The 13,201-nt window shown below is 72.0% G+C and carries 15 protein-coding genes; 6 read left to right on the top strand and 9 right to left on the bottom strand.

What is annotated here, in order from left to right; genetic code table 11:
- Positions 1–16: 16 nt before the first annotated feature.
- Positions 17–1,033, bottom strand: a complete 1,017-nt coding sequence (gene sigB, locus ACGFIQ_RS01360) for an RNA polymerase sigma factor SigB (RefSeq protein WP_393237546.1) — start codon at positions 1,031–1,033, stop codon at positions 17–19.
- A 230-nt stretch (positions 1,034–1,263) separates the two neighbouring features.
- Here sigB and ACGFIQ_RS01355 point away from each other — a divergent pair, with 230 nt between their 5' ends.
- A complete protein-coding gene (locus ACGFIQ_RS01355; protein ID WP_393240258.1) occupies positions 1,264–2,052 on the top strand; it encodes a sporulation protein in 789 nt (262 codons plus the stop codon).
- A 131-nt stretch (positions 2,053–2,183) separates the two neighbouring features.
- Here the strand turns inward: ACGFIQ_RS01355 and dtd are convergent, their stop codons facing one another.
- From dtd to ACGFIQ_RS01340, 3 genes are read right to left on the bottom strand one after another with little or no spacing between them, the layout of a single operon-like run.
- Complete coding sequence (gene dtd, locus ACGFIQ_RS01350; protein ID WP_393237543.1) at positions 2,184–2,606, bottom strand: D-aminoacyl-tRNA deacylase; 423 nt, start codon at positions 2,604–2,606, stop codon at positions 2,184–2,186.
- A 46-nt stretch (positions 2,607–2,652) separates the two neighbouring features.
- Entirely contained in the window at positions 2,653–4,137 is a 1,485-nt protein-coding gene (locus tag ACGFIQ_RS01345; RefSeq protein WP_393237540.1) for a methyltransferase, read from the bottom strand.
- A 34-nt stretch (positions 4,138–4,171) separates the two neighbouring features.
- Positions 4,172–5,275, bottom strand: a complete 1,104-nt coding sequence (locus tag ACGFIQ_RS01340) for a CPBP family intramembrane glutamic endopeptidase (protein WP_393237537.1) — start codon at positions 5,273–5,275, stop codon at positions 4,172–4,174.
- A gap of 30 nt (positions 5,276–5,305) precedes the next feature.
- Here ACGFIQ_RS01340 and ACGFIQ_RS01335 point away from each other — a divergent pair, with 30 nt between their 5' ends.
- Entirely contained in the window at positions 5,306–5,887 is a 582-nt protein-coding gene (locus ACGFIQ_RS01335) for an HhH-GPD-type base excision DNA repair protein (protein ID WP_393237534.1), read from the top strand.
- A 3-nt stretch (positions 5,888–5,890) separates the two neighbouring features.
- On the opposite strand, the gene ACGFIQ_RS01330 is transcribed toward ACGFIQ_RS01335, so the two are convergent.
- Positions 5,891–6,202, bottom strand: coding sequence for a hypothetical protein (locus tag ACGFIQ_RS01330; protein ID WP_074318058.1), 312 nt, complete (start codon positions 6,200–6,202; stop codon positions 5,891–5,893).
- Between the two features lie 13 nt (positions 6,203–6,215).
- Positions 6,216–6,503 (bottom strand): hypothetical protein, encoded by a 288-nt coding sequence (locus ACGFIQ_RS01325; protein WP_124771959.1) that lies wholly within the window; start codon positions 6,501–6,503, stop codon positions 6,216–6,218.
- Positions 6,504–6,605: 102 nt separating this feature from the next.
- Here ACGFIQ_RS01325 and ACGFIQ_RS01320 point away from each other — a divergent pair, with 102 nt between their 5' ends.
- On the top strand, positions 6,606–6,965 hold the full coding sequence (locus ACGFIQ_RS01320) for a DUF3099 domain-containing protein (protein WP_357070318.1): 360 nt from the start codon (positions 6,606–6,608) through the stop codon (positions 6,963–6,965).
- 81 nt (positions 6,966–7,046) lie between these two features.
- On the opposite strand, the gene ACGFIQ_RS01315 is transcribed toward ACGFIQ_RS01320, so the two are convergent.
- Positions 7,047–7,946 carry a carbohydrate kinase family protein gene (locus ACGFIQ_RS01315; protein ID WP_393237530.1) on the bottom strand — a complete coding sequence of 300 codons (900 nt, stop codon included), beginning with the start codon at positions 7,944–7,946 and terminating at the stop codon, positions 7,047–7,049.
- On the bottom strand, positions 7,943–8,878 hold the full coding sequence (locus tag ACGFIQ_RS01310) for a pseudouridine-5'-phosphate glycosidase (RefSeq protein WP_393237527.1): 936 nt from the start codon (positions 8,876–8,878) through the stop codon (positions 7,943–7,945). The genes ACGFIQ_RS01315 and ACGFIQ_RS01310 overlap by 4 nt, the downstream gene beginning before the upstream one ends.
- Before the next feature lie 88 nt (positions 8,879–8,966).
- Between ACGFIQ_RS01310 and ACGFIQ_RS01305 the strand changes: the two genes are divergently transcribed.
- The 3 genes from ACGFIQ_RS01305 to ACGFIQ_RS01295 all read left to right on the top strand — a co-directional run bounded on the left by ACGFIQ_RS01305 (position 8,967) and on the right by ACGFIQ_RS01295 (position 11,799).
- Positions 8,967–9,185 (top strand): DUF3039 domain-containing protein, encoded by a 219-nt coding sequence (locus ACGFIQ_RS01305; RefSeq protein WP_088946800.1) that lies wholly within the window; start codon positions 8,967–8,969, stop codon positions 9,183–9,185.
- A gap of 40 nt (positions 9,186–9,225) precedes the next feature.
- Positions 9,226–9,888, top strand: coding sequence for a trimeric intracellular cation channel family protein (locus tag ACGFIQ_RS01300; protein ID WP_393237524.1), 663 nt, complete (start codon positions 9,226–9,228; stop codon positions 9,886–9,888).
- Between the two features lie 177 nt (positions 9,889–10,065).
- The gene (locus tag ACGFIQ_RS01295) at positions 10,066–11,799 is read left to right on the top strand and encodes a DEAD/DEAH box helicase (RefSeq protein WP_393237521.1); all 1,734 of its coding nucleotides are present in this window, start codon (positions 10,066–10,068) and stop codon (positions 11,797–11,799) included.
- A 935-nt stretch (positions 11,800–12,734) separates the two neighbouring features.
- Here ACGFIQ_RS01295 and ACGFIQ_RS01290 read toward each other — a convergent pair.
- Positions 12,735–12,968, bottom strand: coding sequence for a hypothetical protein (locus ACGFIQ_RS01290; protein WP_030489368.1), 234 nt, complete (start codon positions 12,966–12,968; stop codon positions 12,735–12,737).
- Positions 12,969–13,201 lie beyond the last annotated feature (233 nt).

Here is a 13,201-nt window from a genome sequence, read left to right as displayed (position 1 = left end):
TCCACGAGCGTGGGCGTCAGCAGGCGTACGCCTCCAGGCGCTGCGCGCGTTCCGGGGCGCGCAGCTTCAGCAGCGTCACCTTCTCGATCTGCCGGATCCGCTCCCGGGACAGGCCGAACTCGCGGCCGACCTCGTCCAGCGTGCGCTGCCGGCCGTCGTCCAGACCGAACCGGAGCCGGATGACCGCCTGCTCCCGCTGGGACAGGGTGGCCAGCACGATGCTGACCTCGTTGCGCAGCTCGCCCTGGGCGGCGGCGTCGCCCGGCTCGGTGCGCGGATCCACCGAGGCCACGAAGTCGCCGAGCGCGCTCTCGCCGTCGTCGCCGACGGCCTGGTCCAGGCTGACCGGCTCCCGGTCGTACGAGATCAGCTCGATGACCTGGATCTCGGGGATCTCCAGGGCGCGGGCGACCTCGGCCACCGTCGGCTCGCGGCCCAGCGTCACCGCCAACTCCCGACGGGCCCGCACCATCCGGTTGACCTGCTCGACCATGTGCACCGGAATGCGGATGGTGCGCGCCTGGTCGGCCATCGCCCGGGTGATCGCCTGCCGGATCCACCAGGTCGCGTACGTGGAGAACTTGTAACCCTTGGCGTAGTCGAACTTCTCCACCGCGCGGATCAGGCCGAGGTTGCCCTCCTGGATCAGGTCGAGGAACGCCATGCCGCGCCCGGTGTAGCGCTTGGCGATGCTGACCACCAACCGCAGGTTCGCCTCCAGCAGATGGTCCTTGGCCGCCCGGCCCTCCGCGACGACCAACTGCAGGTCGGCCCGCAGCTCCTCGGAGACCGGGGTGCAGGTGGCCAGCTTCTCGTCCGCGAACAGGCCGGCCTCGATCCGCCGGGCCAGATCGACCTCCTGCGCGGCGGTCAGCAACTTCGTCCGGCCGATCCCGTTGAGATACGCCCGGACCAGGTCGGTCGAGATGCCACGCTCGTCGGTGGCGTCCAGGTCGGCGAGGACCTCGGAGGTCGGGTCGGTGTCGGTCGTGGTGGCCAGGCGCGCCCGGTGTTCCGTCATCTGCAGGACCATCTCTGTCTCCCCGTTTCCACGTCTGTGCCGTGTCTCCGGCCCAGTGGTGCCGGTGTGAGACACAGCTTGGCGGGCAGGGCGTAAAACGGGAGTGAGGCGATCGGGCACCCGACAGGAATTGGGCCGGATCGTTGCTACGGAGTGTCGTCCCGCGGTGGGGTTGCCCGGCACGGCTACCTTGCGGACGGTCGGCCACCTCGGGTCGACGACGACGAAAGATGGAGGACGGTGTGGTCTTCAAGCGGCTCATGAAGGCGATGGGGGTCGGCGGCCCGTCGGTCGAGACGGTGCTGGCCAACCCGAACTGCCGCCCGGGCGGGCAGTTGGAGGGCCGCATCCAGGTGCTCGGCGGTGACCACCAGGTCGACATCGACCACGTGACCCTCGGCCTGGTCACCCGGGTCGAGGTCGAGAGCGGCGACAGCGACCACGAGACCACCCAGGAGTTCCGCCGTCAGCGGATCACCGGCCCGTTCCGGCTGGAGCCGGGGCAGCGCCACGACATTCCGTTCCGCTTCGACGTGCCGTGGGAGACACCGATCACCGACCTGTACGGGCAGCACCTGCACGGCATGACGATGGGTCTGCGTACCGAGCTGGAGGTCGCCCGCGCTGTCGACAAGGGCGACCTGGACGCGGTGTCGGTGCACCCGCTGCCCGCGCAGGAGCGACTGCTGGACGCGTTGCTGCGACTGGGTTTCCGCTTCGCACGCGCCGATGTGGAGCGTGGCCACATCTACGGCGTACGGCAGACGTTGCCGTTCTATCAGGAGATCGAGTTCGCGCCGGCCCCGCAGTACGCCCGTTCGATCAACCAGTTGGAGGTCACCTTCATCGCCGACGCCCAGCAGATGCAGGTCGTACTGGAGGTCGACAAGCGCGGTGGCGTCTTCAGCGAGGGCCGGGACGCCTTCGGTCGCTTCACCGTCGCCCACGCCACCGCCGACCGCACCGACTGGACCGCCGAACTGGACAACTGGCTCCGCCAGTCCCTAACCCGCCGAGGCCTCTTCTCCTAACACCCACCCACCCCACCCCCCTCCCAGCCCGTTGATCATGAGGTTATTGCCCACGACACGCCGGGCGGCGAGCAACAACCTCATGATCAACCAGGGCGGGCGGGGGTGGGCCCGGGGTGGGTGGGGTGGGGTCAGAGGTCTAGGAGGAGGGTTCGGGGGCCTATGTTGGTGCTCTCGACCAGCATGTGGGTGCGGAAGCGGCCCGTTTCGACCTTGGCGCCTCGTTGGCGCAGGGCGTCGACCACCGCGGTGACAAGTGGTTCGGCGACCTCGGCGGGGGCGGCGGCGGTCCAGCTCGGGCGTCGGCCCTTGCGCGCGTCGCCGTAGAGGGTGAACTGGCTGACCACCAGGATCGGCGCGCCGATGTCGGCGGCGGACCTGTCGTCGTCCAGGATGCGCAGCTCGTGCACCTTGCGGGCCATCGTCTGAGCGGTCTCGGCCGTGTCGGTGTGGGTCACCCCGAGCAGCACCAGCAGGCCGTTCTCGATCGCGCCGACCACCTCGCCGTCGACGGTCACGCTGGCCCGCCCGACGGTCTGCACCACCGCACGCATCAGCAACCCGCCGTAGAGTCGGCAGCCGCTCCGGAGCCGGCCCGCGTCACTCGGTCACCGCCTCGATGAAGCCGCGCTCCACCAGGTGCGCCACGATCGGGCCGGCGGCCTCGGCCATCTCGTCCGGCTCGACGTCGTGGGCCGCGGCGAGCAGGGCGAGCTGGTCGCGCAGCGGCAACCGGCCATCGGCACCACCCACCAGCGCCAACACCAGTGGGTCGATCTCCTCGGTCCAGCGCAGGCCGTGCGGCATCGCGAGAACCTGTCGGTCCACCGCCCAGCCCTCGTCGCCCATGGTGGCCTCCTGGCGCAGCTGGAGGCCGTCGGCGGCCCGGTAGCGCTCGGCGAGCAGCCCCTCGGTGTCGCGTACCCGCAGGAAGTCCTGGCGGTCGAACCAGGCGGCGATCTGGTCGCCCAGCGGCGGTTGCACCCGCTGCCGCAGGTCCTCCACGCGGACCACCGGGTCGGCGTGGCCGCCGCGGCGCAGCGAGACGATGCCGAAGCCGATCCCCTCCACCTTGTGCGCGTCGAACCAGTCCAGCCAGGCGGCCATCCGCTGCGGGTCGGCGGTCTCGCCGACGTCGGTGAGCCACAGGTCGACGTACGCCATCGGGTCGGCCACCTCGCGCTGGATCACCCAGGCGTCCAGGCCGGTCCCGGCGAACCAGCCGGCCACCCGCTCGTCCCACTCCTCACCGGCGACGTGCACCCAGTTCGCCAGGTACTGCATGGTGCCGCCCTCGGTGAGCAGCCCGGGGGCGGCGGCGGCCAACTCCGCGCCGATGGCGTCGCCGACCCGGCCGGAGTCGCGGTAGACGTGCGTGGTGGTGCCCGGGCCGACCACGAACGGCGGGTTGCTCACCACCAGGTCGAACCGTCGACCGGCCACCGGGGCGACCAGGTCACCGCGCAGCAGCTCCCAGTCCTGGCCGTTGAGGGCGGCGGTGGTCGCGGCGAAGCGCAGCGCCCGCTCGGACAGGTCGGTGGCGGTCACCGACCGGGCGTGGGTGGCCAGGTGCAGGGCCTGGACGCCGGAGCCGGTGCCCAGGTCCAGAGCGGTGTCGACGGGCCGGCGCATGGTCGCGCCGATCAGGGTCTGGGTGGCCCCGCCGATGCCGAGCACGTGCTCGGCGTGCAACGGTCGACCCGGCCGGGCGCTGGCCGACACGTCGGCGAGCACCCACCAGCCGTCGCCGTACGGCTCCAGGTCGACGCCGGCGCGCAGGCCACTGCCGTACCGCTCGACCAGCCCGCCGGCCAGTGCCTCCGGCAGGCTCAGCGGTGCCAGGGCGGCGGCCACCGCCGCCTCCGACTCGGTCTGGTCGCAGATGAACACCCGGATCAGGGTGCCCAGCGGGTCGCCGTCCTCGGTGGCGCGCAGCGCGGCCCGGTAGTCGTTGCGGGCGACCGCGGCGGTCGCCTGGGCGCCCAGCCGCTCGGCGATGCCACGGCTGGTGAACCCCGTCCGGGTCAGCGCGGCCCGCAGCGCGTCGACACCAGCGGGGGAGAGCAGCATGTCGTGTTCGTCCACCCCGACATCCTGCCTGCCGTCGTGCGACGAGCCGTCACCACCCGCGAGATTCGACCCCGGAGCCCGGCAGCCTCACCTCCGTGCCGCCCGGCGGCGAGGGCGCGCCGGTCGCGAGGGCGGGCACGCCGGTCGGGAGGGCGGGCACGCCGGGCACCGGCACGACCGGGGCCGGCGGTACGACTGTCGCCAGCCCTCGACGCGCGGCCGACCGGTCGACGACCAGGGCGTACGCAGACAGGACCAGCACGTCGACCAGGACGAGCTGCCAGGGGGAGTCGGCCATCGTCTCGTCGGCGGCGAGCTCGCCGAAGGCCGCCGCCAGGGTGAAGCCGGTCAGGTTGTTCACCACGTGCAGCGCGATCGCGGCCTCCAGCCCGCCGGTGCGGATCGCCAGCCAGCCCATGAGCGCTCCCATGAAGGCCAGGTCCAGGAAGCCCCAGACCGTGCCCCAGCCGTGCGCGGCGGCGAACAGCACCGCCTGGAGGGTGATCGCGGGCCAGGGTGTGCGCAGGTACGCGCCGACGGCCTGCAACAGCCAGCCCCGGAAGGCGTACTCCTCCGCGGCGGCCTGGAACGGCACCAACAACAGAACCATCAGCAGGCCGGCGGCGAACTCCGGCCAACCCACCCAGGTGGCTGCCGGGTCGAGGACCGGGCTCTCGTCGGTCAGCCCGAGCAGGAGGTCCGCGCCGAACAGCATGACGATGATCAGCGGTGTGGCGATCAGCAGGCAACGGCCGAGCCACCCCCACCGCAGCCGGCCGAGCACGGAGGAGACCGTGCCGGCGGGCCGGCGCTGCACGAGCCAGGCGGTGCCGAGCACCAGTGGGAGCAGCAGCGCCAGCGAGGCGATCAGCAGCGCGGCGTCCGGAATCGGGCCGAAGGTGGGGAACCCGTCGGCGTCGTACGGACGGTTGGTGAGCTCGCCCACGACGGCGGCGATGCTGAAGAGGAGGCCGATGACCACCGCCGCCGAGGCGAGCAGCGCGAGGGTGCCGACGACGGGTTTCCACGAGCGGTGCCGGTCGGTGCGGCCGAGCCGGTGGTACGGGGATCCGGGCGGGGCGGTCCGCAGCATGACGTCGAGCGTGGCAGACCGGCGCCACCTGTCCGCACCGAACGGAGCGTCGGTGTCCACCCACCTCGGTGCACCAGGCAGGATGTCCACATGACGCTCGTGCTGCCGATCGACCCGGAGGCCAACCGGCTGCTGGAGCGCAGCCCACTGGCCCTGCTCCTCGGCATGGTCCTGGACCAACAGATTCCGATGGAGAAGGCGTTCTCCTCGCCGTACGTGCTCCAGCAGCGGCTCGGCCACGACCTGGACGCGGCGGAGTTGGCCGGGTACGACCCGGAGGCCCTGGTCGCGCTCTTCGCCCAGCCGCCCGCGCTGCACCGGTTTCCGAAGGCGATGGCGGCCCGGGTGCAGGAGGTCTGCCAGGTGCTGGTGGAGCGTTACGACGGTGACGCGGCGCTGCTGTGGTCAGCCGTGGCCGACGGGCCGGAGCTGCTGCGTCGGGTCGCCGAGCTGCCCGGCTTCGGCAAGCAGAAGGCGCAGATCTTCGTGGCCCTGCTCGGTAAGCGCTTCGGGGTGACCCCGCAGGACTGGCGCAAGGCAGCTGGAGACTACGGCGACCCGGGCGCGTACCGGTCGGTGGCCGACGTCACGGACGCCGATTCGCTGAGCCGGGTGCGGGAGTTCAAGCAGCAGACGAAGGCGGCGGCCAAGGCGAAGGCTGCGGGGGGCTGACGCTCAGGCGGCGGTCGGGTGTGCCAGCGAGGCCAACGCGCGCCGGACGTCGGCGAGCGAGACGGTCGCAGAGTCGTCCAGGTCGGCCAGGCCAGCCTCGATCCACTGGCGCATCAGCGTGGTGACACCGATGCCCCGGGCGTCGGCCGCGGCCCGCACCCGCTCGTAGGTCTCCAACGGCAGCCGGACTGATCGGCTCACCATCGGCACGTCGGTGTCGGGGGTGGGCAGATCCACCGCCGGGCTCTCGTCGATCAACTCGGCGATCCGGTCGTCGCCGCTGTGGAACTGTTTGGTCGCGTCGTTACGGTGCATCGTCACGGCCTCCTCATCGGCGATCTCTTCGCACGGCCTCGTCGTAGCGCTTGGACTCGACGTCGCTCAACTCGCGGGCGGAGAGGATGTCCCAGTCGTTGTCGGTGCCATCGGCCTCGGCGAGCAGCACCGCCAGTCGGCGACCCCGACGGGCGGCGGCGTAGACCACCATGACGTCGTCGCCCAGGTGGCGGATGACCCGGCGGGCGCTGTGCAGCGCCTCCCAGACTTCCCCGGGTGTGACGTCGTAGACCCTCAGGTTGGCCAACGCCTCGTCGGTGAAGCTGAACCTGCTGCCCACGTCCGGAGCGTACCACGGACGTAACACGCATCGTGACGAGTCGAATTTCGCTGATCAAGGCCCCGCGGTGACAGGATGAGGCGTATCCCCTCGAGGAGGTCCATGGTGAAGCGTCAGGCGTACCAGCCGATTCTGATCACCGACGCCTCGCGCAGCCAGGATGATCAGCTCAACAGCCGCCAGCGCCGTTATGTCCTGATGATGGGCATCCGGGTGTTGTGCATCATCGTCGGCGCGATCCTGGTCGGTGCGAACGCCCCACTGCTCTGGCTCTGGCTGCCGCTCTGCGGCCTCGGCATGGTGCTCATCCCCTGGCTGGCCGTGCTGCTGGCCAACGACCGGCCGCCGAAGGAAGAGCACCGGCTGGCCAACCGGTTCCACCCCCGCCAACAGGACGACACCCCGCCGATGAGCCTCACCGCCGAGGAGCGCACACACAAGGTCATCGACGTCGAGCCCTGACCCGAGAGCAGGTCAGGGCTCGAACCCGTCACGGCCGTGACCGCGCGCCGCTGCCGCACGGCCGAGGCCGCGCGCCGTCGACTACGGCCGAGGCCGCGCGCCGATGGTGGATACGGCCAGCGCCCCCAGGTCGGTGGCGCGGTTCAGCGCCACGGTCGGGGTGGCACCGGCGAGCCAGGCGGTCAGCAGGCCGGCCGCGAAGGCGTCGCCCGCCCCCGTGACGTCCGCCACCGCCACCCGCCGGGCCGGAGCCACCCAGACCGCCGCGCCACGGTCGACCCAGACCGCGCCGGCCGCGCCGCGCTTGACCACGACCCGCCGCGCCGTCGCCGACAACGCCCGCCCCTGCGCCGCCGGGTCCAGCCCGCCGGCCAGCACCGTGGCCTCGTCCGCGTTGACCAGCAGCAGGTCGACATCGCGTACCCAACTCAGGAACGCCGCCGCACCGACGCGCCGCAGCGGCGCCGCGGAGGCCGCGTCGACGCTCGTGGTGAGCCCGCGCTCGCGGGCGGCGGCCAACGCCCGCAGCCCGGCACCGCGCGACTCGGCGTCCAACAGGGTGTACGCGGACAGGTGCAGATGCCCGGCGTCGGGCACCGCCGTGAGGGTCCGCTCGACGTGCGCGGCGCTCAGCCGCAGGTTCGCGCCCCGCTGGCTGACCATGGTGCGCTCGCCGTCGGTGGCCACCACGATGACCGTGCCGGTCGGCGCGTCCTCGACCCGCTCGACCGCGCAGTCGACTCCCGCTCGCTCCAACTCGGCGACCCGGTCCCGCCCCGCGTCGTCGGCACCGACGGCGCCGACGAGTGTGACGTCCACCCGCTGCGCGGCGACCCAGGCCGCGGTGTTGGCCGCCTGACCGCCGCCGCCGATACTCACCTCGGCCGCCGTGTCCGAGCCCACCGCGAGCGGCCCGGACAGCACGGCGACCACGTCGGTGATCACGTCCCCGACGACGACCACCCGCGCCGGTCGGCTCATACCGTGGTGGCGGTGTCGCGGGCCGCCGCGGCGACCGCGATCCGCGCGGCCAGGTCGGCGTTGCGCAGGATGATCCGGACGTTGACGGCGAGGCTCGCGCCCTCGGTGGCCGAGTGGAAGTGCGCCAGCAGGTACGGGGTGACGGCCTTCCCGGTGATCCCGTCGCGCTCCAGCAGGGCCAGACCGTCGGCGAGCGTCCGGTCGTGCAGGTCCGGGTCGAGCTGCTCGTCGACCGGCAGCGGATTGGCGACGAGCAGCCCGCCGGTGTGCAGCGCGTGCGCGTCCCGGGCGGCGAGCACGGCGGCGACCTGCTCCGGCGAGTCCACCGACCAGTCCAGGTCGAAGCCGGCGTCGGTCAGGTAGAAGCCGGGGAACCGGCGGGTGCGGTAACCGAGCACGGCGACCCCGAGGGTCTCCAGGCGCTCCAGCGTCGCGCCCACGTCGAGGATCGACTTGACGCCGGCGCAGACCACCGCGATCGGGGTCTGGGCCAGGGTGACCAGGTCGGCCGACTCGTCGAACGTGTGCGCGGCCTCCCGGTGCACCCCACCCAACCCGCCGGTGGCGAACACACCGATCCCGGCCGCGGCGGCCACCGCGCTGGTGGCGGCCACGGTGGTGGCACCGTCCACGCCGGTCGCCGCCGCCACCGCGAGGTCGCGGACGGAGAGCTTGGTCACTCCGTCGACGGTGGCGAGCCGGGTCAGCTGGGTGTCGTCGAGGCCGACCACCAGCTTGCCGCCGATCATGCCGATCGTCGCGGGAACGGCCCCGGCGTCCCGGACCGCCCGCTCGATCTCCCTGGCCACCCGCAGGTTCTCCGGGCGGGGAAGGCCATGCGAGACGATGGTGCTCTCCAGTGCGACGACGGGTCGGCCGTCGCGCAGGGCTTCGGCGACCTCGGTGCCGTAGCTGAGGTGAAAGTCAGTCACCCGGGCACCGTACGGGGTCGGGCTCCGGCCGGCCTCAGGTGGACCCGGCCGTGATGACCTGCCAAACTTGACCGTTGGAGGTGCAGACGTGAGCACAGAGGTTCTCGAGCGTCCAGAGCTGAAGGACGCCGACACCGGTCCCGAGATGTTCCACTACGTCCGCAAGGAGAAGATCGCCGAGAGTGCCGTCATGGGCACCTACGTCGTCGCGCTCTGCGGCGAGACGTTCCCGGTCACCAAGGCGGCCAAGCCGGGTTCGCCGGTCTGCCCCAAGTGCAAGGAGATCTACGACTCGTACCGCGAGTGAACCTCGGCCGGTGCTCCGGCCGGCGACGTAGCCTGCGGCGGTGACCACCTCCACCGCCCTGCTGCTCGCCGACCTGACCGGCGTCGCGGTGTTCGCCGCGTCCGGGGCCTCGGCGGCGGTGGCCAAACGGCTGGACCTGTTCGGTGTCGCGTTCGTCGGGTTCGTGGCGGCTCTCGGCGGTGGGATCTTCCGGGACCTGGTCATCGACGAGGTCCCGCCGTTGGCCTTCGCCGACTGGCGGTACGCGGCCACCGCCGCGATCACCGCGCTCGCCGTCTTCTGGCTGCACCCACAACTGGCCCGGCTGCGCACCACAGTCCTGGTGCTGGACGCGGCGGGCCTGGCGCTGTTCACGGTGACCGGCACGCTCAAGGCGCTCGACGCCCGGGTGCCGGCCGTCGGTGCCTGCCTCATCGGCATGCTCACCGCGATCGGCGGCGGACTCGCCCGCGACCTGCTCACCGCCGAGATCCCGGTCGTGCTGCGCCGGGAGATCTACGCGGTGGCCGCGCTCGCCGGCGCGGTCACCGTGGCGCTGCTGTACGTCACCGGGCAGACCGGCCCCGCGCCGCTCACCGCCGCCGCCGTCCTGGTCTTCGGGCTGCGCCTGATCGCATTGCGCCGCCGCTGGTCCGCGCCGGTGGCGACGCTGCGCCCACCACGCACCGAAGGGGCCGATCCACGCACCGACCGGGACTGGTGAGCCTCGCGATCCGGGTGGCGGATGTGACGGGCGTGGCGTCGCCTGGGCCCGGCGGCCCGCGCTGGTTATGCTGAGTCGGCCTTCGCGGCAGCTACTGCGCGGAGGCGTTTTCATGGGCGGCGGGACTCGTGGCCCTCGCCCGGGGTCCGCCATCGTGCGGTCGGAGAGGAGCTTCGCGTGGCAGCCCGGACGCCGGTGCTCGAGACGTTCCCGGCACTACGCGCGTGGCAGCGTAAGGCCCTGGTGGAATATCTGCGTCGACGTACCGACGACTTCACCGCGGTCGCCACCCCGGGCGCCGGCAAGACCACCTTCGCCCTGCGGATCGCGGCGGAGCTGCTCGCCGACGGCACCATCGAGGCGGTCACCGTGGTCGCCCCGACCGAGCACCTGAAGAGCCAGTGGTCCGACGCGGCGGCCCGGGTGGGCATCCAACTCGACGCCGCGTTCCGCAACGCCGACCTGCACTCCGCGGCCGACTTCCACGGCGCGGTCATCACCTACGCGCAGGTCGGGATGGCTCCACACGTGCACCGGCGGCGCACCATGACCCGGCGCACCCTGGTCATCCTCGACGAGATCCACCACGCCGGTGACTCCCGGACCTGGGGCGACGGGGTGAAGGCCGCCTTCGAGCCCGCCGTACGCCGACTGATGCTCACCGGGACGCCGTTCCGCTCCGACGACAACCCGATCCCGTTCGTCAGCTACGAGCGGGGCGGCGACGGGCTGCTGCGCTCCCGCGCCGACTCGGTGTACGGCTACGCCGACGCGCTGCGCGACGGCGTGGTCCGGCCGGTGCTCTTCCTGGCGTACTCCGGGGAGACCCGGTGGCGGACCAACGCGGGGGAGGAGTTGGCCGCCCGCCTCGGCGAGCCGATGACGCAGGACCTGGTGGCCCAGGCCTGGCGTACCGCCCTGGACCCGGCCGGCGACTGGATGCCGCAGGTGCTGCGGGCCGCCGACGCCCGACTCACCGTGCTGCGCAACGCGGGCATGGCCGACGCCGGCGGCCTGATCATCGCCACCGACCAGCAGACCGCCCGCTCGTACGCCAGGCTCATCGAACAGGTCACCGGCGAGAAGGCCGCCGTGGTGCTCTCCGACGACCAGGGCGCCTCCGCCCGGATCGCGACGTTCGCGGCGTCCGACCAGCGGTGGCTGGTCGCGGTGCGGATGGTGTCCGAAGGGGTGGACATTCCGCGACTCGCGGTCGGGGTCTACGCCACAAGTGCCAGCACGCCGCTCTACTTCGCCCAGGCGATCGGCCGCTTCGTGCGGGCCCGCCGACCCGGGGAGACCGCCTCGGTCTTCCTGCCCAGCGTGCCGCACCTGCTCGGGTTGGCCAGCGAGATGGAGACCGAGCGGGACCACGTGCTCGGCAAACCCAAGGAAGCCGACGGGTTCGACGACGACCTGCTGGAACGCGCGCAGCGCGACGACCAGGCCAGCGGCGAGCTGGAGAAGCGGTTCGCCGCGCTCTCCGCCACCGCCGAACTGGACCAGGTGATCTTCGACGGGGCGTCGTTCGGCACCGCGGCCCAGGCCGGCACCCCCGAGGAAGAGGAATACCTCGGCCTGCCCGGCCTCCTCACCGCCGACCAGGTGTCCCTGTTGCTCACCAAACGGCAGGCCGCCCAACTCGCCGCCCAACGCCGCCGTACGGCCGACGCGGCCGCTCAGCCGGCCGCTGCGCCCACCGCGGCGCCACCCGCACCTCTGAGTGCCGCCCAGCGTCGAGTGGCGCTCCGGCGCCAACTGAACGCCCTCGTGGCCGCCCGACACCACCGCACCGGCCAGCCCCACGGCAAGATCCATGCCGAGTTGCGCCGACTCTGCGGCGGCCCGCCGAGCGCCCAGGCCACCATCGAGCAGCTAGAGGAACGCATCGCCACCGTCCAGACCCTCTAGCCCCGCCCCACTGCGTCCCGCCTCGTCCCGCCCAGCCCCCCGCGCGCCGCCCCCAGCCCAGCCCCGCGCGCCGTCCGCTGCGCCGCCCAGCCCCGCGCGCCGTCCGCCGCGCCCCGCCCCGCCGGGCCCCGTCCCGTCCCACTGCGCCCCGCTCCGCTCCGCCGCGCCAGGCTGCGGCTGGGCGGCATGATCCACTCGGCTTTCTTGAAAACGCGGTGTTCGAGCCAGGTGGAAAGCGCGACTTTCGTGAAACCGAGTGGATCAAGGGGGCCTCGTGTCCTGTCGAGGCTTGCCTGCCCGAAACGGCCGCACATGCCCCTCCGCGGGCGTCCTGATCGCAAGATCGCGCTCGATCCAGGATGTCAACGCTGTTGCGTTAGGTGGAACGGCTGTTCGTCGACCAGCACTGCCTCGCCGATCATGGAGTTGTGGTGGGTAACAGAACGCCCGTAAAACCCCCAAAGTCGGCACCACAACTCCATGATCGCCAAGCCGGGCCCAACCCGCTCCCCGATCGGGCACTTCCTGTCCCGGGTTGACCCGCCGGCTACAGCCCTAACGCAACGGCGTTGTCCAGGATGTAGTGGTGTCGGTGCGTCGGTGACGCCCCTACATCCTGGTTCGAGCGTGACCTTGTCGGCCGGTGGCGTTTGGACCTCGCTCCCGGTGTCTCGGGGCCCGGTGGTCGTCGTCAGGATCCGCGCAGGATCGGGGATGTTGCTGTCTCGCGCCGTGTCGGAGGCAGCAACATCTCCAAATTTGCGACGATCTTGGCGCGGGGCGCGGGGCGCGGGGCGCGGGGCGCGGGGCGCGGGGCGCGGGGCGCGGGGCGCGGGGCGCGGGGCGCGGGGCGCGGGGCGCGGGGCGCTTGGACGGAAAAAGCCGACCGGAGGCCCCCTCGGGGTGCCTCCGGCCGGCTATGTCGGTTAGCGGATTTAGTTCGCCATCAGATCGGCGCCACGCCAGCTGAAATCGGGCTCCGTTGCGAACCGCTCGGTGATCTTCACGAGATCCTCCGCGTACTTGTTCGCGTGGTGCCCGCAGAACACCAGCTCACTCCCACCCGTGAGAGTGATCCGGAGCTTCCCGGCAGCATTGCAGCGGTCGCACCGTTCATCGGCGGCTGGGGGAGCCGCCGTCACGGGCGGCGGCGTGAGGGTCGGGGTCATCGCCTTCCTCCTCTGGTCGTCACCGATGAACAATCTCTTCGGTCGTTGCTCACCTATGGTGCAACACCCTTACTAGGCACTGCCTTCCCTGTGTGCCCGCGGGGGACCGAGGTCACACCTGGCAGGGACAGTGTGCCGTGCACCAAGGGTGCCACGTCAACGATCACATTCGTGCATCCGGACGATCACCATCCTGTGTTGCACACCAGGTGGTCAAAACGACACGTTCGGTT

The sequence above is a fragment of the Micromonospora sp. NPDC048898 genome, assembly GCF_043198035.1.
Lineage (GTDB): Bacteria > Actinomycetota > Actinomycetes > Mycobacteriales > Micromonosporaceae > Micromonospora.
This window is presented reverse-complemented; position numbering and strand designations above follow the sequence as displayed.

Coding starts and splice junctions, on each gene's coding strand:
- sigB (WP_393237546.1), bottom strand. CDS start 1,033: ATGGTCCTGCAGATGACGGAACACCGGGCGCGCCTGGCCACCACGACC.
- dtd (WP_393237543.1), bottom strand. CDS start 2,606: ATGCGTGCGGTGGTGCAGACCGTCGGGCGGGCCAGCGTGACCGTCGAC.
- ACGFIQ_RS01335 (WP_393237534.1), top strand. CDS start 5,306: ATGACGCTCGTGCTGCCGATCGACCCGGAGGCCAACCGGCTGCTGGAG.
- ACGFIQ_RS01330 (WP_074318058.1), bottom strand. CDS start 6,202: ATGCACCGTAACGACGCGACCAAACAGTTCCACAGCGGCGACGACCGG.
- ACGFIQ_RS01320 (WP_357070318.1), top strand. CDS start 6,606: ATGGTGAAGCGTCAGGCGTACCAGCCGATTCTGATCACCGACGCCTCG.
- ACGFIQ_RS01315 (WP_393237530.1), bottom strand. CDS start 7,946: ATGAGCCGACCGGCGCGGGTGGTCGTCGTCGGGGACGTGATCACCGAC.
- ACGFIQ_RS01290 (WP_030489368.1), bottom strand. CDS start 12,968: ATGACCCCGACCCTCACGCCGCCGCCCGTGACGGCGGCTCCCCCAGCC.